Origin of the sequence: Rhizobacter sp. SG703, from assembly GCF_012275445.1 — a bacterium.
Classification (GTDB): Bacteria; Pseudomonadota; Gammaproteobacteria; order Burkholderiales; family Burkholderiaceae_C; genus Rhizobacter.
In genome coordinates this window covers 286,255-305,870 of the sequence record NZ_JAAZQK010000002.1, presented here as the reverse complement: position 1 = coordinate 305,870, position 19,616 = coordinate 286,255, and the positions used below count along the sequence as shown (strand labels likewise).

General features: G+C 68.9%; 19 protein-coding genes and 1 riboswitch. Of the genes, 9 read left to right on the top strand and 10 right to left on the bottom strand.

Going from position 1 to position 19,616, the window contains the following annotated elements; all coding sequences use genetic code 11:
* Positions 1-13: 13 nt before the first annotated feature.
* A complete protein-coding gene (locus FHT26_RS04375) occupies positions 14-2,506 on the bottom strand; it encodes a membrane-bound PQQ-dependent dehydrogenase, glucose/quinate/shikimate family (protein WP_490362769.1) in 2,493 nt (830 codons plus the stop codon).
* A 147-nt stretch (positions 2,507-2,653) separates the two neighbouring features.
* Here FHT26_RS04375 and FHT26_RS04370 point away from each other — a divergent pair, with 147 nt between their 5' ends.
* The 7 genes from FHT26_RS04370 (at position 2,654) to FHT26_RS04340 (ending at position 9,282) form a co-directional block, all read left to right on the top strand.
* Entirely contained in the window at positions 2,654-3,676 is a 1,023-nt protein-coding gene (locus FHT26_RS04370) for a methionine synthase (protein WP_168558952.1), read from the top strand.
* Between the two features lie 103 nt (positions 3,677-3,779).
* Complete coding sequence (locus FHT26_RS04365) at positions 3,780-4,571, top strand: metal-dependent hydrolase (RefSeq protein ID WP_168558951.1); 792 nt, start codon at positions 3,780-3,782, stop codon at positions 4,569-4,571.
* A 346-nt stretch (positions 4,572-4,917) separates the two neighbouring features.
* A complete protein-coding gene (locus FHT26_RS04360; RefSeq protein ID WP_168558950.1) occupies positions 4,918-5,673 on the top strand; it encodes an SDR family oxidoreductase in 756 nt (251 codons plus the stop codon).
* A 279-nt stretch (positions 5,674-5,952) separates the two neighbouring features.
* Complete coding sequence (locus FHT26_RS04355) at positions 5,953-6,933, top strand: RHS repeat domain-containing protein (protein WP_168558949.1); 981 nt, start codon at positions 5,953-5,955, stop codon at positions 6,931-6,933.
* Positions 6,911-7,288, top strand: a complete 378-nt coding sequence (locus FHT26_RS04350) for a DUF4288 domain-containing protein (protein ID WP_168558948.1) — start codon at positions 6,911-6,913, stop codon at positions 7,286-7,288. Before FHT26_RS04355 ends, FHT26_RS04350 begins: the two co-directional genes overlap by 23 nt.
* Before the next feature lie 47 nt (positions 7,289-7,335).
* Positions 7,336-8,676, top strand: a complete 1,341-nt coding sequence (gene argG, locus FHT26_RS04345) for an argininosuccinate synthase (protein ID WP_168558947.1) — start codon at positions 7,336-7,338, stop codon at positions 8,674-8,676.
* Positions 8,677-8,835: 159 nt separating this feature from the next.
* Positions 8,836-9,282: a hypothetical protein gene (locus tag FHT26_RS04340; RefSeq protein ID WP_056805753.1), complete on the top strand. Its 447-nt coding sequence runs from the start codon at positions 8,836-8,838 to the stop codon at positions 9,280-9,282.
* A 38-nt stretch (positions 9,283-9,320) separates the two neighbouring features.
* Here the strand turns inward: FHT26_RS04340 and FHT26_RS04335 are convergent, their stop codons facing one another.
* The gene (locus FHT26_RS04335) at positions 9,321-10,763 is read right to left on the bottom strand and encodes a DHA2 family efflux MFS transporter permease subunit (RefSeq protein ID WP_168558946.1); all 1,443 of its coding nucleotides are present in this window, start codon (positions 10,761-10,763) and stop codon (positions 9,321-9,323) included.
* Between the two features lie 231 nt (positions 10,764-10,994).
* Here FHT26_RS04335 and FHT26_RS04330 point away from each other — a divergent pair, with 231 nt between their 5' ends.
* On the top strand, positions 10,995-11,513 hold the full coding sequence (locus FHT26_RS04330; RefSeq protein ID WP_168558945.1) for a hypothetical protein: 519 nt from the start codon (positions 10,995-10,997) through the stop codon (positions 11,511-11,513).
* Positions 11,514-11,575: 62 nt separating this feature from the next.
* Here FHT26_RS04330 and FHT26_RS04325 read toward each other — a convergent pair whose 3' ends face one another.
* From FHT26_RS04325 to dusB, 8 genes are all read right to left on the bottom strand, one after another.
* Positions 11,576-12,055: a 6,7-dimethyl-8-ribityllumazine synthase gene (locus FHT26_RS04325; protein ID WP_168558944.1), complete on the bottom strand. Its 480-nt coding sequence runs from the start codon at positions 12,053-12,055 to the stop codon at positions 11,576-11,578.
* Between the two features lie 80 nt (positions 12,056-12,135).
* Positions 12,136-12,305, bottom strand: a riboswitch (FMN riboswitch).
* A 48-nt stretch (positions 12,306-12,353) separates the two neighbouring features.
* Positions 12,354-13,580: an alpha/beta fold hydrolase gene (locus FHT26_RS04320; RefSeq protein WP_168558943.1), complete on the bottom strand. Its 1,227-nt coding sequence runs from the start codon at positions 13,578-13,580 to the stop codon at positions 12,354-12,356.
* Positions 13,581-13,591: 11 nt separating this feature from the next.
* Positions 13,592-14,140, bottom strand: coding sequence for a crossover junction endodeoxyribonuclease RuvC (gene ruvC / locus FHT26_RS04315; RefSeq protein ID WP_056805769.1), 549 nt, complete (start codon positions 14,138-14,140; stop codon positions 13,592-13,594).
* A gap of 52 nt (positions 14,141-14,192) precedes the next feature.
* Positions 14,193-15,161: a phosphatidate cytidylyltransferase gene (locus tag FHT26_RS04310; protein ID WP_210427244.1), complete on the bottom strand. Its 969-nt coding sequence runs from the start codon at positions 15,159-15,161 to the stop codon at positions 14,193-14,195.
* Positions 15,161-15,781 carry a lysophospholipid acyltransferase family protein gene (locus FHT26_RS04305; protein ID WP_168558942.1) on the bottom strand — a complete coding sequence of 207 codons (621 nt, stop codon included), beginning with the start codon at positions 15,779-15,781 and terminating at the stop codon, positions 15,161-15,163. The genes FHT26_RS04310 and FHT26_RS04305 overlap by 1 nt, the downstream gene beginning before the upstream one ends.
* A gap of 22 nt (positions 15,782-15,803) precedes the next feature.
* A complete protein-coding gene (gene purH, locus FHT26_RS04300; protein ID WP_168558941.1) occupies positions 15,804-17,387 on the bottom strand; it encodes a bifunctional phosphoribosylaminoimidazolecarboxamide formyltransferase/IMP cyclohydrolase in 1,584 nt (527 codons plus the stop codon).
* Between the two features lie 22 nt (positions 17,388-17,409).
* Positions 17,410-17,646 (bottom strand): Fis family transcriptional regulator, encoded by a 237-nt coding sequence (locus tag FHT26_RS04295; RefSeq protein WP_047500781.1) that lies wholly within the window; start codon positions 17,644-17,646, stop codon positions 17,410-17,412.
* Between the two features lie 250 nt (positions 17,647-17,896).
* Entirely contained in the window at positions 17,897-18,970 is a 1,074-nt protein-coding gene (gene dusB / locus FHT26_RS04290) for a tRNA dihydrouridine synthase DusB (protein WP_168558940.1), read from the bottom strand.
* A gap of 65 nt (positions 18,971-19,035) precedes the next feature.
* Here dusB and FHT26_RS04285 point away from each other — a divergent pair, with 65 nt between their 5' ends.
* Entirely contained in the window at positions 19,036-19,518 is a 483-nt protein-coding gene (locus tag FHT26_RS04285) for a YqaA family protein (protein ID WP_168558939.1), read from the top strand.
* Positions 19,519-19,616: the final 98 nt, after the last annotated feature.

Here is a 19,616-nt window from a genome sequence, read left to right as displayed (position 1 = left end):
GTCCTGGTGTCGATCACCGCGGCAGAGTGTAGGCGAGGACGTAATCCCCGGGCCGCGTGCCGGTCGAGCCGTGCCCGCCCGCGATCACCAGCAGCACTTGCCGCCCGTCGGCGCCCGCATAGGTCATCGGCGTCGCCTGGCCGCCGGCCGGCAGGCGCTGCTTCCACAGCTCGCGGCCGGTGGTCGCGTCGTAGCCGCGCACGTAGTCGTCCAGCGTGCCCGACAGGAAGGCGACGCCGCCGGCCGTCAGCATCGGCCCGCCGATGTTGGGCACGCCCATGCGGAACGGCAGCGGCAGCGGCGACAGGTCGCGCACCGTGCCGTTGCGGTGCTTCCATGCGACCTGCCCGGTGCGCAGGTCGGCGCCGGCCACGAAGCCCCACGGCGGCTGCTGGCACGGGATGCCCAGCGGCGACGTGAACGCGCTCATCTTCGCGGCGAACGGCGCGCCGAAGTTCTCGTTCAGCGCCGGCAGCGGTCCCTTCGGTTCGCCCTCGCCCTGCACCATCAGCGCGCGGTCGTCCGGCCGCGGCACCAGCTTCGACACGAAGGCGAGGTAGGTCGGCGTCGTGAACGCGATCTGGCGCACCGGGTCGACCGCGATGCTGCCCCAGTTGAAGACGCCGAAGTTGCCGGGGTAGACCAGCGAGCCGCCTTCGGACGGCGGCGTGAAGCGGCCTTCGTAACGCAGCCGGTGGAAGGCGATGCGGCACGCGAGCTGGTCGAACAGCGTCGCGCCCCACATCTGGCCGCCGGTCAACGGCTTCGGCTCGAACGACAGCGCCGAGCGCGGCTGCGTCGGCGCGGTGTGGTCGCCGGTGGCCGCGCCCTGCGGCGACGGCACTTCGGTGACCGGCAGGATCGGCTGGCCGCTGCGGCGGTCGAGCACGAAGAGCTCGCCCTGCTTGGTCGGCTGCACCAGCGCCGGCACCGTCGCGCCGTTGACCGTCAGGTCGACCAGGCTGGGCTGCGCCGGCACGTCGTAGTCCCACAGGTCGTGGTGCACCGTCTGGAACACCCAGCGCGCGCGGCCGGTGGCCAGGTCGAGCGCGACCACCGACGACGAGTACTGCTCCACCGCCGGGCTGCGCCGGCCGCCCCACTGGTCGGGCGGCTGGTTGCCCATCGGCACGTACACCATGCCGAGGGCTTCGTCGACGCTCGAGATCGACCAGCTGTTCGGCGAGTTCGGCGTGTAGTTCTGGCCGGCCGCGAGCGGCGCGGTGGCTTCGGGCTTGCCCGAATCCCAGTTCCAGACCAGCGCGCCGGTGTCGATGTCGAACGCGCGGATCACGCCCGACTGCTCCTGGGTCGAGAAGTTGTCGAGCACCGTGCCGCCGACGATCACCAGCTTCTGCGTGACCACCGGCGGCGATGTGGCGTAGTACGAGCCCGGCTTCAGGTTCGGCATGTGGGCCCACAGGTCGATCTGGCCGCGCCCGCCGCCGAAGCTGCGGCAGACCGCGCCGGTCTCGGGGTCGAGCGCGATCAGCCGGCCGTCGGCGGTCGGCATGAAGAGCTTGGCGGGGCAGGCGTCGACGGCCTTCGCGCCGGCGGCGGTGGCGGCGACGAGCTCGCCGGCACGCAGCGGCGAGACGTCGGTGGCGGTCGACGGTGCCGCGGACGACGCCGCGGCCGCCGCCGCCGCAGCGCGCGGCGGCTGGTACGACAGGCCGCGGCAGGTCAGGTGCTGCAGCGCGAGCTCGCCCTGGATCTGCGGGTCGTAGCGCCAGACCTGTGCGCCGGTGGTGGCATCGAGCGCGATCACCGACTGGTGCGGCGTGCACAGGTAGAGCCGGTTGCCGATCTTCAGCGGCGTCACTTCGAAGGTGGTCTCCACCGGATCGCCGGGGCGTCCGCGCACATCGCCGGTGCGGAACTGCCAGGCCAGTTGCAGCGAGCCGACGTTGTCCGGCGTGATCTGCGACAGCGGCGACCAGCGCTGGCCGAGGCCGCTTCGGCCGTAGGCATGCCATTCGCCGATCGGCACGCCCGAGGCGGCATCGGACGCCGCCTGCGCGGTGGCCGGCGGCAGGCTGCCGGCGAGGTCGTGGCGGTCGACCGTCCACGAGGCGACCGCCACGCCGGCCGATGCCAGCAACAGCAGCGCCAGCACGCCGCGCGCGCCGCGCCAGCCCGGCAGCCGCAGCGACTGCGCGACCGGCGGCAGCACCAGCAGCAGCCCGAGCACGAACAGCACATCGAGGCGGGCCGCGAGCGGCCACCAGTCGAGACCCGATTCCCACAGTGCCCAGCCGAGCGTGGCGAGCAGCAGGCTGCTGAACACCCACAGCGCCGCGGCGTGCTGGCGCCACAGCAGCACGCCGCAGGCGAGGGCGGCGATGCCGGCCGCGACGTAGTACGGGCTGCCGCCCAGTGCGATCAACCAGGCCCCGCCGCCCGCGAGCGCCAGCCCGGACAGCATCAGCAGGACCGCGAGCACCGAGGCCAGCGTGGAACGGGGCGGGGTGGACCCGGCGGCGCGAGGGGTAGGGGAAGTCGGCAAGGGGAATCTCCGAAGGCGGCGGACAATCGCCGAGCCGCCCAAGGTAGCGGGCCGATGCGCGCCAGCCTGTCGGCCGTCCGCGCGCAGCGTCGTAGGACGCGACGCCTTGCGCACCCCTCGTTGCACCCGATGACAGGAGATGTCCGAATGTTCGAAGCCACCCTCGCCGGCAGCCTGCCGAAACCCGCCTGGCTCGCCGAGACCGGCAAGCTGTGGCCCACGTGGAAGGCCGAGGGCGATGCGCTGGCGCAGGCCAAGCTCGATGCGACGCTGCTGTGGATCAAGGCGCAGGAGGATGCGGGCCTGTCGGTGATCGGTGACGGCGAGCAGTCGCGCCAGCACTTCGTGCACGGTTTCCTGGAGCGCGTGGCGGGCATCGACTTCGAGCACAAGGTCGAGATGGGCATCCGGCGCGACCGCTACAAGGCGATGGTGCCGCAGGTGGTCGGCAAGCTGAGCCTGACCGGCCGTGTGCACGAGACCGAGGCGCGCTTCCTGCGCGCGCACACGCAGCGCAAGATCAAGTTCACGCTGCCCGGCCCGATGACGATCGTCGACACCGTCGCCGACCGCTTCTACGGCGACCGCGTGAAGATGGCCTTCGCGTTCGCCGAGCTGCTGAACCAGGAGGCGCGGGCGCTCGAGGCCGACGGCGTCGACATCGTGCAGTTCGACGAGCCGGCCTTCAACGTCTACATGGAAGAGGCAGCCGAGTGGGGCGTGAAGGCGCTGGAGCGCGCGGCCGAGGGGCTGCGCTGCACGACCGCGGTGCACATCTGCTATGGCTACGGCATCCAGGCGAATGTCGACTGGAAGAAGACGCTGGGCGACGAGTGGCGGCAATACGAGAAGGTGTTCCCGGCGCTGGCCGCGAGCCGCATCGACCAGGTGAGCCTGGAGTGCATCCATTCGCACGTGCCGCCTGACCTGATGGCGCTGCTGGCCGGCAAGGACGTGATGGTCGGCGTGATCGACGTCGCGAGCGACACCATCGAGACGCCCGAGGAAGTGGCCGACACCATCGGCCGCGCGCTGCAGTTCGTGCCGAAGGAGCGGCTGATCCCGTGCACGAATTGCGGCCTCGCGCCGATGAGCCGGGCGGTGGCGGAGGCGAAGCTGAAGGCGCTGGGGGAGGGGGCGGCGCTGGCGAGGAGGCGGATGAAGACTTGACGGCGACTCCGGTATATTCGCCGCCGGCTTGTAGAGCCGTCCCGCCGCGGCGGCTCGGGCCCGTTCGACAGAGGCTCGAGTGCATTCCATTCCCGTGCGGACGATGAAGTTCGCTGTCCCGGCCGGCGACGAATTCCATCCGCTGTACATCGCCGGCAATGCCCAGCTGTCCTACCAGCACAGCGCCATCGGGCTTTACGTGGCTCACCTGGAGCCGTTTTTCGTCAAGTCGTTGCGGAGGGTGATCGATCGCATCCGCGACGAGAAACTGCGTGAAGATGCCGACCGCTTCTGCCGGCAGGAAGCCCAGCACTACCAGCAGCACTCAGACTTCAACAAGGTCGTGCTGGCGCATGGCTACCCCGGCCTGCAGGAGCGCGTCGACCAGCTGAAGCGTGACTTCGACGGCTACTTGTCCGGGCGGAGCGACCGGTTCCGCATCGGCTACATCGAAGGGTTCGAGTCGTTCACCACGCAACTCGGCCTGAACCTGCTGGGCAGCGGCCTGTACGACCACAAGCGCACGAACCCCGCGTTCGGCACTCTCTTCAAGTGGCACATGCTCGAGGAGGTCGAGCATCGCAACGTCGCCTTCGACGTGTACCAGCATCTCTACGGCGACTACCTGCACCGCGTCCGCATGTGCTGGTTTGCGCAGCGCCACATGTTCAGGTTCTTCAGTGACTGCGAGAAGATCATGTGCGCCGCCGACATTCCGCGACACGGCGATCGGTGCCGCGTCCGGCTCAAGCACCGCCTGGTGTCGCGCGCCGTCACCACGGGCATGCGGGTGCGCTCGATGATGCCGTGGTACACCCCGCATGCGTACCGGATTCCGGCGAGTCTCGAGGCCCTGTCGGCGCACTTCACGCAATCGGCCCGGCATGTCCGCTAGACGCCAGGGTCCGGGAGCCACAGCCTTGACCCCGTCCTCGATCGGCCTATAAACTCTCGCCCGCAGTCGCCGCCAGGCGACTGCCGTAGGCGTTACCGTCATCCAACGCGTCCTTTGTCGAGAGGAGCCCAGCAGGGCAGTTCTCGATGATTTGCGACGCCGTTTCGATGACCACATGTTCTGTCTTGCCGGGATTGAATCTGCCCGGCATGTCCCACCTTCCAACGCTGCTCGTCCGCCTGGTGTTCCAGGCCGGTGCTTGCATGGCTGCCGGGGGCAGGGAGAACGTGTTGATCCGTGTTGCGGCTTCGCAGCAACCCAAACCACCTACCCTGAAGCAACACCCATGAAACTCACCGGCAACACCATCCTCGTGACGGGCGGCACCAGCGGAATCGGCCGCGCACTGGCCGAGGCCCTGCACGACCGCGGCAACCGCGTCGTCATCACAGGGCGCCGCCAGGCCCTGCTCGACGACATCACCGGCGCCAGGCCCGGCCTTGTGGGCCTGCAGCTCGATGTCGACGACGCTGCGTCGTTGTCGCGGCTGTCCATCGAGCTGCGCGAGCGCTTTCCTGAATTGAACGTGCTGCTCGCCAACGCCGGCATTTCGCGCACTGAAGACATGGCCTCCGATGCATGGCGGGCCGATGACGCCGAAGCGATCGTGCGGACGAACATTCTGGGCGTGATGCGCACGGCGGCAGCCTTCCTTCCACTGATCAAGGACAAGCCGCACGCGGCCTTTCTTGCCACCAGTTCCGCGCTGGCGTTCGTCCCGCGCGCTGACTTCCCGACCTACTGCGCCAGCAAGGCCTTCCTGCATTCGTGGCTGCAGTCGATGCGGCACCAGCTGCGGCCCATCCCGGTGGAAGTGCTGGAGCTCTCTCCACCCTATGTGCAGACCGAGCTCACCGGCGCACAGCAGGCCCGCGACCCGCGCGCGATGCCGCTGGACGACTACGTGGCCGAGGTGCTCCGGATCCTGGATGCCGGCGATATACCGCGTGGCGAGGTTCTGCTCGAGCGGGATTTCGCCAGGCGCTGGGCTGAGCGCGATGGTCGCTACGAGGCCACCTTCGCTGCCATGAACCCGGCCTGAGGCGCGGCGACAAACGAACTGCAGCGCGGCCGCGCCTTCCATCTTCCAAAGAGGCTTGCAAAGCTGAGTCGCGCGAAGAGCCGGGCGATGGCCGAGGCGAAGCTGAAGGCACTGGGCGAGGGGCGGCGTTGGCGAGGGGGGCGCAGCGGTGGGTAGCCGATCGACCGAGACTTCGTTTTCACTGGCCGGCGCCCGCTGCCGGCGGGGTCTTGTGCAAAGTTTCTTCAAAATGCGGGCCGAGGCTTTCCGCCATCAGAACTCGATGGAACAGGAAGGACCATGCCCCTCAATCTCAAGAAACTCATTGCGATGGCGATGCTGGCGGTATCTCAGGCCGCCGTCGCCGCCAGCTACTCGGCGACCTACAACCTGCAGGGCCGGATGGCCACGCTCACGAAGGCGGGCGTCACGACGACCTACACGTACGACGCGGATGGACGGCGGGTGCGCAAGGTCAGCAGCACGGGGCCGCAGAGCACCGTGAACTTCGCCTACGACACGGCGGGGCATCTCTTGGGCGAGTACGACAAGAACGGAGCGGCGCTGCGCGAGTACGTGTGGTTGGACGACATCCCGGTTGCCGTCTTCACGCCTGACCCGGCGAACCCAAGCGGTGACCCGCTCGTGTACAGGATCCACGCCGATCACTTGAACACGCCGCGCGTGATCGTCGACAAGAGCAACGTCGTCCGCTGGCGATGGATTTCGGAGCCGTTCGGGACGGCCGCACCAGAAACCAACCCGAGCGGGCTGGGGCATTTCACCTTCAACCTGCGTTTCCCTGGGCAGTACGCAGACCAGGAATCGGGGCTGTTCTACAACTACTTTCGCTACTACAGCTCGGAGGATGGGCGATACACGCAGTCAGACCCCATCGGGCTCGCGGCCGGCAGCTTGTCGACCTATCCCTATGTGCACGGCAACCCTTTGGCGTACGTGGATCCGTGGGGTCTTCAGAGTCTGGACGGTCCGAATGCAACGTTGAACTCGGCGATTGCGCGGGGTGACGTGCGGCAGCTGGAAACCTTGATGGAGGCGCTTGCTCCACAAGAGCAGACCCTTGCCAGGAGTGCGATCGAAAAATTCTCGTCCCGGGCCGGCGACTGGATCGGAAAGAATTGCCAGGGATCCATCAATCGAGAGTTCCCAGGGCAGTTCAGGAACCGCACACTGAAGGAGATACTCGATCAGGCCAAGGCTGGTGACAATTCGGCCAAGAAGGCATGGAAGCTCATCAATGACAACCGATTCAAAAAATAGCGATCTGCTGTTTGCGGCCAACCTGCTGTTCCGCTCGTCTCGAGAAGGCGTGTTCGATGGCGAGAACCTCTGGGAGGAGTCGATCCTCCTCGTGGAGGCCCCCAATGCCGCAGAGGCCGAAGAAAAGGCGGCTGCTCTTGCCTTGTCGAGGCAGTCGTCTTATGTGGCGATGGATGGCTCACATGTCGCCTGGCTCTTCTTCAAGGTTGAGCGCGTGTTCGAGATTCTCGATACGCCGCTGCGCCATGGATCCGAGTTGTTCTCCCGGCACCTGAGGCATTCCGAGGTGCAAAGCATGTTGTCGCCATTCGATGATCGAGAGCAGCCGGCGGCGCCTGAAAAAGACCGAAAATAGCGGCCCGCCCCGCTCGTCGGACCCATTCCTCCTCTCGAAGATCCCAGATGGCCACCATCCTCCAGAACCTGCCCCTCGGGCAGAAAGTCGGCATCGCCTTCTCCGGCGGCCTGGACACCAGCGCCGCGCTGCACTGGATGAAGCTCAAGGGCGCCTTGCCCTATGCCTACACCGCCAACCTCGGCCAGCCCGACGAGCCCGACTACGACGAGATCCCCCGCAAGGCGATGCAGTACGGCGCCGAGAAGGCCCGCCTGGTCGACTGCCGGCTGCAACTGGCCAACGAAGGCATCGCCGCGCTGCAGGCCGGCGCCTTCCACATCTCCACCGCCGGCATCACCTACTTCAACACCACGCCGCTCGGCCGCGCGGTCACCGGCACGATGCTGGTCGCGGCGATGAAGGAGGACGACGTCAACATCTGGGGCGACGGCAGCACCTTCAAGGGCAACGACATCGAGCGCTTCTACCGCTACGGCCTGCTGACCAACCCGGGCCTGAAGATCTACAAGCCGTGGCTCGACCAGCTGTTCATCGACGAACTGGGCGGCCGCGCTGAGATGTCGGCCTTCATGACGAAGGCCGGCTTCGGCTACAAGATGTCGGCCGAGAAGGCCTACTCCACCGACAGCAACATGCTCGGCGCCACGCACGAGGCCAAGGACCTGGAGCACCTGAACAGCGGCATCCGCATCGTCAACCCGATCATGGGCGTGGCCTTCTGGCGCGACGACGTGGCCGTGAAGGCCGAAGAGGTCACGGTGCGCTTCGAAGAAGGCCGGCCGGTCGCGCTGAACGGGCAGACGTTCGCGAGCCCGGTGGAGCTGTTCCTCGAAGCCAACCGCATCGGCGGGCGCCACGGCCTGGGCATGAGCGACCAGATCGAGAACCGCATCATCGAGGCCAAGAGCCGCGGCATCTACGAAGCGCCGGGCCTCGCGCTGCTGCACATCGCGTACGAGCGCCTGGTGACCGGCATCCACAACGAAGACACCATCGAGCAGTACCGCATGAACGGCCTGAAGCTCGGCCGCCTGCTGTACCAGGGCCGCTGGTTCGACCCGCAGGCCATCATGCTGCGCGAGACCGCGCAGCGCTGGGTGGCACGCGCGGTCACCGGCGAGGTCACGGTGGAACTGCGCCGCGGCAACGACTACTCGATCCTGAACACCGACAGCCCGAACCTGACCTACGCGCCGGAGCGGCTGTCGATGGAGAAGGTCGAGAACGCGCCGTTCTCGCCGCTGGACCGCATCGGCCAGCTCACGATGCGCAACCTCGACATCGCCGATACGCGCGAGAAGCTGATGGTGTACTCGCAGGCGGGGCTGCTGACGTCGGCGGGCGGGGCAGCGTTGCCGCAGTTGAAGGGCGACGCCGACAAGTGAAGGGCCGGACCCGGATGCCCCTCCGGGTCGGCCTCGCAAGGTGATGCCCGCCTACATCGCGAAAGGCCGCCGTCTGATCGACGGCCCGACGCGCCGCATCGACCATCGTCGAAGACCGGCCACCGCCTCGGAGGCCGCTCCAACTTCACGAGGAGTCGAATGAAAAGCACCACCACGTCCTTGTCGCTGGCCGCACTCGCCGCATTGCTCGCCGCCGGTTGCAGCTCCACCCCCAGCAACCTGCAGACGGACACCGGCGACACGCGCCCGCAGCCGGTCATCGTGCAGGTGCCCGTCGAACTGACGGCGCCGCAGCTGGAATCCGGCTGCTGGGTCCAGTTCTACAGCGACCGCAACTTCAAGGGCGAGGTCGCGACGCTGGTCGGGCCGGTCTCGCTCGACAGCGCCGACAAGATGAACGGCAGGCAGCTGAAGAAGAACATCGACAGCCTGGTGACCGGCTCCAAGGCCACGCTGCGCGTCTACGAACACGCGATGTTCAAGGACCGCTCCATCGCCTTCGGCCCGAACAGCCGCGAAGGCGGGCTGATCACGAAGCTCGGCGTCGGCGGCTCGATCCAGTCGCTGCAGCTCGAGTGCAGTTGACGCAGTCCGGATGCCGATCCGCGACCGCGGCCTGCGACTCACGCCGCAGGCGCCGTGGTCCCCTCGGCCGGCGCGGCCACCGCGGTGAAGCGCGCCGCCCCGAGCAGCCCACCGGCCGCGGCGAACACGCTGCCGATCAGGAACGCGAGGTGGTAGCCCGCGGCCAGCGCTTGCTTCGCGTCCACGCCGGTGTCGACCAGCCCGCCGGTGCGCGCCGCCGCCAGGCTGGCCAGCACCGCCAGCCCCAACGCGCCGCCCATCATGAACGCGGTGTTGACGATGCCCGAGGCCAGCCCTGAATCCTGCGGCTGCACTTCGCTCATCGCGGCCAGCAGCAGCGGGTTGAACGCGACGCCGGCGCCCACGCCGAGCAGCAGCATGCTCGGCAGCACGTCGATCCAGAAGTTGCCGTCGACCGGTGCGCGCGCGAGCAGCGCCAGCCCGAGCGCGGCCACCAGCAGCCCGCCGGCCAGCGGCTTCTTCAGCCCGAAGCGCATCACCAGCTTGGCCGACAGCCCGAGCGAGAAGGCCGCCATGATCAGGTTGGACGGCAGGAACGCGAGCCCGACCTGCATCGGCGTGTAGCCCAGCACCAGCTGCAGGTACAGCGCCGAGATGAAGAACCACGCGAACATGCCGGCCGCCCACAGCACGCCGACGATGTTGGCCGTCGACAGGTTGCGCAGCCGGAACAGCGACAGCGGCACCAGCGGCGACGCCACGCGCGCCTCGATTGCGAGGAAGGCGCCCATCAGCACGATGGCGGCACCGAGCAGCCCGAGCGTCTGCAACGACAGCCAGCCGGCCTCGTTGCCGTTGACGATCGCGTAGACCGCCAGCATCAGCGCGCCGGTGACGGTGGCCGCGCCGGCCACGTCGAGCCGCGTGCCGCCGGCCACCGTCGGTGTCGCCGGCAGCAGCACCAGGCACAGCGCCGCCACCGCGATGCCGATCGGCAGGTTGACCAGGAAGATCCAGTGCCAGCTCAGCGCGCCGGTCAGCAGCCCGCCCAGCAGCACGCCGATGCTGCCGCCGCCGGCGCAGACGAATCCGTAGACGCCCATCGCCTTTGCGCGCTCGGCCGGCTCGGTGAAGAGGTTCATGATCAGCGACAGCGAGATCGCCGACACCACCGCGCCGGCCAGCCCCTGCACCGCGCGCGCGACGATCAGCAGCCCCTGCGACTGCGCCAGCCCGCAGCCGAGCGACGCGAGCGTGAAGCCGGCGATGCCGAGCAGGAACAGCCGCCGCTGGCCGTACAGGTCGCCGAGCCGCCCGCCCAGCAGCAGGAAGCCGCCGAAGGTCAGCATGTAGGCGTTGACCACCCACACCAGCGAGGTCTCCGAGAAACCGAGGTCGCTGCGGATCGACGGCAGCGCGACGTTCACGATGGTCGTGTCGAGCACGATCATCAGCACGCCCAGGCACAGCACGGCCAGCGCGAGCCAGCGCTTGCGGGTGTCGAGGTGGCGGTGGGGCATCGGGAAATCCTCCGGCGGCGGCAAAAGGCGCCATTCTCCATGGCCTCGGCACGCCGTCCAGCCCGGCCGCGACAGGGCGCTGGCGACACCGCTGCTCACACCTGTTGTCGCCGCCGGCCGACAGACCCCCCAACAGAGGGGGCGCACCGTGCGCGACGACGGCGCGCCTGCTCGCTAGACTGCGCCGTTCATGCGCCGGGGAGGCGTTTCACTTCAGAAGACTCAGACCACATGAAACGGGCCACGTTCCTGCTCAAGCTTTGTTACTGCCTGAACCTGTTCGGGCTGTTGGTGCCGCTCGCGCTGGCGCGGCTCGGCAGCCTGCCGCTCTTCGGGGATGCCACCACGGCCGCCGCCGCGCTGTTCTCCGGGTTGATTGCGCTGGTGCTGATGCTCGCAGGCCTGTACCGCATCGGCCTCGTCGTGCGCACGCCCGGCACGCTGGACGCCTGGCCGGCCGTCGGCCTGGCCGATGCACTGCAGCGCGTCGGTTCGGCCGGCCTGCATGCCGGCGCGGTCGTCGGGCTGGCCAGCCTGGTGGCGGGCCCATGGCTGCATGCGGCCGATGCGCTGCTGGCGGCGCAGGTGCTGGCGATGGCCGGCGGCATCGGGCTGGTCGGGCTGGTGCTGTTCGAGTTCGGCCGGCTGATGTCGTTCGAGCAGCGGGCGCGCGACGAGCTGTCGCCGCAACGCCTGCGCCCGTCTCCGGCGATCGAGGGCCATTCGAGCCTCGACCGCCGCAAGCACTGAGGCGGCGACGGCGCAACTCGGCGCCACGCCGCGGGTGCGACATCACGTACCGCTGAGCGGCGTCATGCCGGCAGCGCCCTGAGCGCTTCCAGTGTCGCCAGGCAGGCGCCGGCGACTTCGGCGCCCTTCTTGACGAAGTGCTCGCTGAAGAACTGCCGGTGCTCCGCATGCTCATGGAAGTGCCGCGGCGTCAGCACGGCCGAGAACACCGGCACGCCGGTGTCCAGCTGCACGCGCATCAAGCCGTCGATCACCGCCGCACTGACGAACTCATGGCGGTAGATGCCGCCGTCGACGACGAGTGCGCAACCGACGATCGCGTCGTAGCGGCCGCTGCGCGCGAGCTTCTGCGCATGCAGCGGGATCTCGAATGCGCCGGGAACGTCGAACGCATCGATGCCGTGCGTCGAGACCCGTCGTCGTTCGAACTCGTCGAGCAGCCCGCGGCGGGCCTGTTCGACGATCTCGCGGTGCCACGAGGCGCAGACGACCGCGATGCGCGGCGAGTCGGCAGGGGAGGGAGTGGTGGGGGTCTGATTCATGGGTTCCTCGAGTTGGATGGCCAGAATCAGGGCGCGCGACAACGCGGGCGCTGCAGCCGAAGCTGCTGCGCCCGTGGTACTCGCGTTTCTCTTTCATCCGGACTGTGACCGTCGGCCCTGGCATCGCACCAGGTCTGCTGACCCCGTTCACGCACCGGTGTTGGCCACTGCATGAACGGGCGCTCGCGGGCTCCCGTGATCGCTCACGGATACCGCCGGTGGGGAATTCCGCCCCGCCCTGAGAACGCTGTCCGCCGATCAAGGCGGACGCGGCGATTCTAGAAGGGCTGCAGGCGGTTCACTCGCAGCGCGCCGCGCCGCCGGCCACGCAGTCGAAGAAGCCGAGCACCCGGTGCAGCACCGGGATGCGGTATGCATCGGACTCGATCAGCAGCGAGTGCTTGCCCTGCACCACCGTGCGGCCGATGCAGTAGCCGGCGCCATGCGCCGCGTTCAGGTTGTCGCAGAAGGTCTTCTGCGCCGACGGCTTCACGACCACGTCCTGTTCGCCCTGCAGCAGCAGCACCGGCTGGCGGATGCGCCCGGCCGCGTCGCCGCGCACCCGCTCGGCCGCGCCGCAGGATTGCTGGAACCAGCGGTACGACACGCCGCCCACCTTGGCATGCGGCGAGCCGCAGTCCGGTCCGTCGCAGCGCGCTTGTGCGCGCATGTCCCAGTGGCGCCTGAAGCGCGCGGCGCTGTGGGTCAGCGCGTTCGGCGCATCCGGCGCGCGCTGGCGGATCAGCTCGTAGGCCGGGTCGAACGGCGTGCCCTCGGCATAGCTCTTCGGCATCAGCCACGCGATGCCCGACAGCTGCATCGTGCCGCCGTCGCACAGGTAGTCGGCCAGCTGCGCCGTCACGCCGGCGTTGCTGGCGCCGGTGGCCCACGGTGCCATCATCGGCGTGACGAGGGCCAGCGCCGCGATGCGCGCCGACGGCGAAGCCTCGAGGAACAAGGCCGCCGCGGCGCCGCCCATCGAATGCGCCAGCAGGAACAGCGGCCGCGGCCGGCCGACGCGCGCGGCGCGCACCGGGCCGTCGACGAAGCTGGCCAGGTCGTTCACGTAATCGTCGAAGTTCTCGACATGGCCGATCGAATCGTCCTGCGGCAGCAGCCGCTGCGAGAAGCCCTGGCCGCGGTGGTCGTGGATGTAGACCGAGTAGCCGCTGCGCACCAGGTCGCGCACCGTCTCCTGGTACAGCGCCAGCCCTTCGGTGCGGCCGGTGGAGATCACGACGCCGCCACGCGTCTCGGCACGGTGCTGGTACAGCCGGTAGTGGATCTTGACGCCGTCGACGCCGCTGAACGAGCCGCGCGTCAGCGTGGCCTCTTTCAGCGCGAGGGCTTCGAGGTCGGTCCAGCTGGGCGACGCGGCCAGGTCGGCCTCGGTGCCGATCGCGTAGGGCGCAGCGCCGGCCGCTTCCAGCGGCGGGAACGAGGCCGTCTCCTGGGCGTGGAGCGAGCCGGCCGCGGCCGCGAACAGGACCCCGGTCGCCAGGCACCGCCGTGCGGCTTGCCACATCGTGCCGGTCATCAGTAGGTGCGCCCCGCCTTGAACTGCGCCCGCGTCGTGCGCGTGCGTTGCGTCGCCCGCTCGATCGCGGCGAACGACTTCGCGGCGTGCGCATGGCACACCGCCAGGCCGAGCGCATCGGCCGCGTCCTTGCCCGGCAGGCCGGGCAGCTTCAGCAGCCGCATGATCATCTCCTGCACCTGCTCCTTGCGCGCCTGGCCGTGGCCGACGATGGCCTTCTTCATCTGCAGCGCGGTGTATTCGGCGACGTCGAGGTTGCCCGACACCAGCGCCGTCAGCGCCGCGCCGCGCGCCTGGCCGAGCAGCAGCGTGCTCTGCGGGTTGACGTTGACGAAGACGATCTCGACCGACGCGCAATGCGGCTCGTAGCGGGCCGCGACCTCGCGCACGCCGTCGAAGATGATCTTCAGCCGCGCCGGCAGGTGGCCGATGTCGGCGGCATCGGTCTTGATGGTGCCGCTCGCGACGTAGTGCAGGTGCTGCCCGTCGACGTCGACGACGCCGAAGCCGGTGGTCCGCAATCCGGGGTCGATGCCGAGGATGCGCATGTCAGGCGTTTCTCATGCGTCGGCTCTCATGCGTCGCTCTCATGCGTCGCTCTCATGCGTCGAAATACCAGCGCACCGAATGGAAGAACACCGGCGCGGCGAACGCGAGCGGCGCGACGCGGTCGAGCAGCCCGACCGCCCCGGTCACCGACGCCCGGTTGCCCCAGCGCCGCACGCCGGCATCGCGCTTCAGCGCCTGCATCACCAGCGAGCCCAGCGTGCCGCAGCCCGACGCGATGAAGCCGATCAGCAGCGCCTGCGCCGGCTTGAACGGCGTGATCCAGTACAGCAGCCCGCCGACCAGGCCGCCGCCGAGCGCGCCGATGATGAACGCGCGCCACGAGAACTGGCGATCGATGTGCCGGGCCACCGGCCGCGCGCGCACGTGCCGGCTTGCCAGCGCCTGCACGCCCTGCGCGCAGGCCACCACCAGCACCAGGTACAGCACCAGGAAGGCGCCGCGCTCCTGGTAGCCCTCGAAGTCGAGCAGCAGCAACGCCGGTGCGTGGCTCATGCCGTAGATGCAGACCATCGTGCCCCACTGGATCTTCGCGGTGCGCTCGAGGAAGCGCGTCGCGTCGTTGCCGAGCGCCGCGAGGATCGGCAGCGCCGCGAACGCATAGACCGGGATGAACACCGTGAACAGGTCGAAGTGCCGCGTGCCCGCGAGGACATACTGCGCCGGCAGCACGACGAAGAAGGCCGCCAGCAGCGCGCGGTGGTCGCCGCGCCGGGTGTGCGTCAGCGTGATGAACTCGCGCAGCGCGAGGAAGCTCATCAGCGCGAACAGCAGCGTCGCGATGAACGCGCCCGACGCCCAGGCCACCCAGAACAGCACCGTGCCGATCCACACCGCGCGCAGCTCGCGGCGGAAGCGCTCGGTCAGCTCGGCCACCTCGGGCGACAGCTCGCGCAGCGAGCGCGCGAACGCGAGGCCGGTCACGATGGCCAGCAGCCCGAAGATGATCACGAACAACAGGCCGACCTGCTGGGTCACCGTCAGTTGACGCAGCGCACCCATCAGGCGGCCACCTTGCTGAGCGCCAGCACCGCCGAGCGCGCGCGGTCGAGGAAGACGCGCTTGTCTTCACCGGCCGCCAGCGTCATCGGCGCGCCGAAGGTCACCGAGCACAGGATCGGCACCGGCACCACCTCGCCCTTGGGCATCACGCGCTGCACGTTGTCGATCCAGGTGGGGATCAGGTGCACGTCGGGGAACTGCTCGGCCAGGTGGTACAGGCCCGCCTTGAAGGCCTGCGGCTCGCCCTTGTTGCCGCGCGTGCCTTCGGGAAAGATCACCAGCGAGTCGCCGTTGCGCAGCGCGTCGACCAGCGGCTCCAGCGGGTCTTCGTCTTCGGTGCGGACGCGGCTCACGTAGACCGCGTTGAACACCTCGCGCGTGATCCAGTGCTTCAGCGGCGACGAGGTCCAGTAGTCGCGCGCGGCGATCGGCCGCGTCTGCGCCCGCAGGTCGTGCGGCAGCGACGCCCAGATCAGCACCCAGTCGAAGTGGCTCTGGTGGTTGGCGAAGTAGATTCGCTGCTCGGCCTTCGGCGGGCTGCCGTACCAGTGCCCCTGGGCACCGGTGATCAGGCGGGCGATCGACGACAGCAATAATCCGACGAACTCGGGGCGGGTCATGCCGGGATGGTAGCCGCCGGCCTCAATGCCGGAAGTGGCGGATGCCCGTCAGCACCATCGCGATGCCGCGCTCGTTCGCGGCGGCGATCACCTCGTCGTCGCGCATGCTGCCGCCGGGGTGGATCACGCAGCTCGCGCCGGCATCGACCACCACGTCGAGCCCGTCGCGGAACGGGAAGAACGCATCGCTCGCGACCGCCGAATCCTTCAGCGACAGCTTGGCGTTCTCGGCCTTGATGCTCGCGATGCGCGACGAATCGACGCGGCTCATCTGCCCGGCACCGACGCCGAGCGTCATGCCGTTCGCGCAGAACACGATCGCATTGCTCTTGACGTACTTCGCGACCTTCCAGGCGAACAGCAGGTCGAGCATCTGCTGCTGCGTCGGCTGCTTGACGGTGACGACCTTCAGGTCGGCGAGCGCCAGCTCATGCAGGTCGGCGGTCTGGATCAGCAGGCCCGAGCCGACGCGCTTCACATCCTGGGCATTGCGGCCCTGCAGCCACGGCGTGGCGCCGCCCGGCGGCAGCGCGATCTGCAGCAGCCGCACGTTCGGCTTGCCCTTGAAGGCCGCCAGCGCGTCGGCGCTGAACGACGGCGCGATCACCACTTCGGAGAACTGCTTGACGACCAGCGCCGCCGCCGCGCCGTCGAGCTCGACGTTGAACGCGATGATGCCGCCAAAGGCCGAGCTCGGATCGGTGTGCAGCGCCTTGCTGTAGGCCTGCGCGGCATCGGCGCCGATCGCGACCCCGCACGGGTTCGCATGCTTGACGATCACGCAGGCGGCCGGCGCGTCGGCGGGGCCGAACGACTTGACGCATTCCCAGGCCGCATCGGCATCGGCGATGTTGTTGTACGACAGCTCCTTGCCCTGCAGCTGCTGGCCGGTCACCAGCGAGCCGGGCGCCGGGTCCAGGTCGCGGTAGTACGCGGCGGCCTGGTGCGGGTTCTCGCCGTAGCGCAGGTCCTGCAGCTTCACGAAGCGGCCGTTGCTCTGCGCCGGGAAGGCGCTGCGGCTGCCGTCGGCCTGCAGCGACGACAGGTAGTCGCTGATCGCGCCGTCGTAGTCGGCGATGCGGTTGAACGCCGCCACCGACAGCCTGAACTTCGTCTCGCGGCTGACGCTGCCGCTCGCCTTCAGCTCGGCGATCACGCCGGCGTACTGCGACGCGTCGGTCAGCACCGCGACGTCCTTCCAGTTCTTCGCGGCCGAGCGCACCATCGCCGGCCCGCCGATGTCGATGTTCTCGATCGCGTCTTCCAGCGTGCAGCCGGGCCTGGCCACCGTGGCCTCGAACGGATACAGGTTGACGACCAGCAGGTCGATCGTCGAGATGCCGTGTTCCTTCAGTGCCGCCATGTGCTCGGGCAGGTCGCGCCGGGCCAGCAGGCCGCCGTGCACCGTGGGGTGCAGCGTCTTCACGCGGCCGTCGAGCATCTCGGGGAAGCCGGTGTGGTCGGCGACCTCGGTCACCGGCAGGCCGGCGTCGGCGAGCAGCTTCGCGGTGCCGCCGGTGGACAGCAGCTTGCAGCCGAGGGCGTGCAGATCGCGTGCGAGGGCGAGCACGCCGGTCTTGTCGGAAACGGAAAGCAGGGCTTGCATAAGGGGTCCCGGAGGGTCTCGATTACTTGGTGAGCTTGTGGTCGAGCAGCTTGCGCCGCAGCGTGTTGCGGTTGATGCCCAGCCATTCGGCGGCCCGGCTCTGGTTGCCGTCGGCATGCTTCATCACGACGTCGAGCAGCGGCTTCTCGACGACCTTCAGGATCATGTCGTACATGGCGTTCGGCTCGACGCCGCGCAGGTCCTTGAAATAGGTCTCGAGGCTGTCACGGATGCATTCTTCGATGTGCTTCTTGCTCATGCTTGTTGTTCGATTAGGGGCCTGTCAACACGACGGGAAGGCTCGCGCCGGTGCCTGCCAAGGCGCTGGGCAAGGCGCGATGCGCGGCCCGGGCTTGCTGCCCGGGCAAGCATCGCAACGCGGCCCAGCGCCTTGGCAGGCACCGGCCCGAAGGGTGATCTCATCAAAAGGGCACCCGCGGCGTTGCACGGCTTGCCCAGGCAACAAGCCTGGGCTGCGCCGTGCGCCTTGCGGGTGCCCTTTTGATGAGTCACGCGAGCCTTCCCGTCGTGTTGACAGGCCCTTGATCGTGGTTGGCTGCGCCGCCGGGGTGGGCCGCGGGCAGCCGATGGTGCGTGTCGGCCAGTTGATCGAACCAGTCCGTCACGGCGCGGACCTGCTCCTCGCAGGTGTCCAGCGTGTTCATGCGGGCGCGAAAGCCCTCGCCGCCGGGCAGTGCGCGCACCGCCCAGCCGATGTGCTTGCGCGCGGTGCGCACGCCGGCGTAGTCGCCATAGAGGCCGTAGTGTTCGTGCAGGTGCTCCAGCAGCCAGCCTTTGGCCTGCAGCACCTCGGGCGCCGGCAGGTGCTCGCCGGTCTCGAGGAAGTGCGCGATCTCGCGGAAGATCCACGGCCGGCCCTGCGCCGCGCGGCCGATCATCAGCGCGTCGGCACCGGTCGCGGCCAGCACCTCGCATGCCTTCTCGGGCGAGTCGATGTCGCCGTTGGCCACCACCGGGATGCGCAGCGCGGCCTTCACCGCGGCGATGGTGTCGTACTCGGCGTGGCCGCCGTAGCCCTGCTCGCGGGTGCGGCCGTGCACCGTCACCATCGCGATGCCGGCCGATTCGGCGGCGCGCGCGATCGCGAGTGCATTGCGCTCGGCCTGGCACCAGCCGGTGCGCATCTTCAGCGTCACCGGTACGTGGCGCGGCGCGCAGGCGGCGACCACCGCCTCGATGATGGCGAGCGCGAGCGGCTCGTCCTGCATCAGCGCCGAGCCGGCCCACTTGGTGCAGACCTTCTTGGCCGGGCAGCCCATGTTGATGTCGATGACCTGCGCGCCGCGGTCGATGTTGTAGGCGGCGGCCTCGGCCATCATCCCTGGCTCGGTGCCGGCGATCTGCACCGCGATCGGCGCGGCCTCGCCGTCGTGGTTGGCGCGCCGCGAGGTCTTCAGGCTGTTCCACAGCTCGCGCCGCGAGGTCACCATCTCGCTCACCGCGTAGCCCGCGCCCAGCCGCTTGCACAGCTGGCGGAACGGCCGGTCGGTGACCCCTGCCATCGGCGCGGCGAACAAGCGGTTCGGCAGCACGATGTTGCCGATGACGGGGCCGGTGGGCATGGTGGGGGGAGTGCCAAAAAAGGAGGCAGAGTATAGCCCTTGGGGTCTGCGCATAATGCCGCCGGATGGATGCATGGATCGACCCGCTGATCGCGCTGCTGGCGCTGCCGAAATTCGGACTCTCCTCCGTCTTCGTCGTCGCGCTGATCTCCGCCACGCTGCTGCCGATGGGTTCCGAGCCGATGGTGCTGGGCATCGTCAAGCTGAACGCCGCGATGTTCTGGCCCGCGGTGCTGGTCGCGACCGCCGGCAACACGCTGGGCGGCGCGATCACCTGGTGGATGGGCTACGGCGCCGAGAAGGCCTACGAGCATGTGAAGCACAAGCCGCACGAGGTGCGCGTGCTGCGCTGGCTGCAACGTTTCGGCGCGAAGGCCTGCCTGCTGTCGTGGCTGCCGATCGTCGGCGATCCGCTGTGCGCGGTGGCCGGTTGGCTGAAACTGCCGTTCTGGCCCTGCGTCGGATTCATGGCGATCGGCAAGTTCGCACGCTACCTGGTGATGACGGCGGGCGCGCTGTGGTTGTTTCCAGGGTGGTTTGCCGGATGATGGCCGGTCCACCGGGCACCGCATCGGTGCGCAATCAAAGCGTGATGGATTGCCTGCTGGCAGCAATTGACGGCGAATTGCGATGACGGCGCCATCGC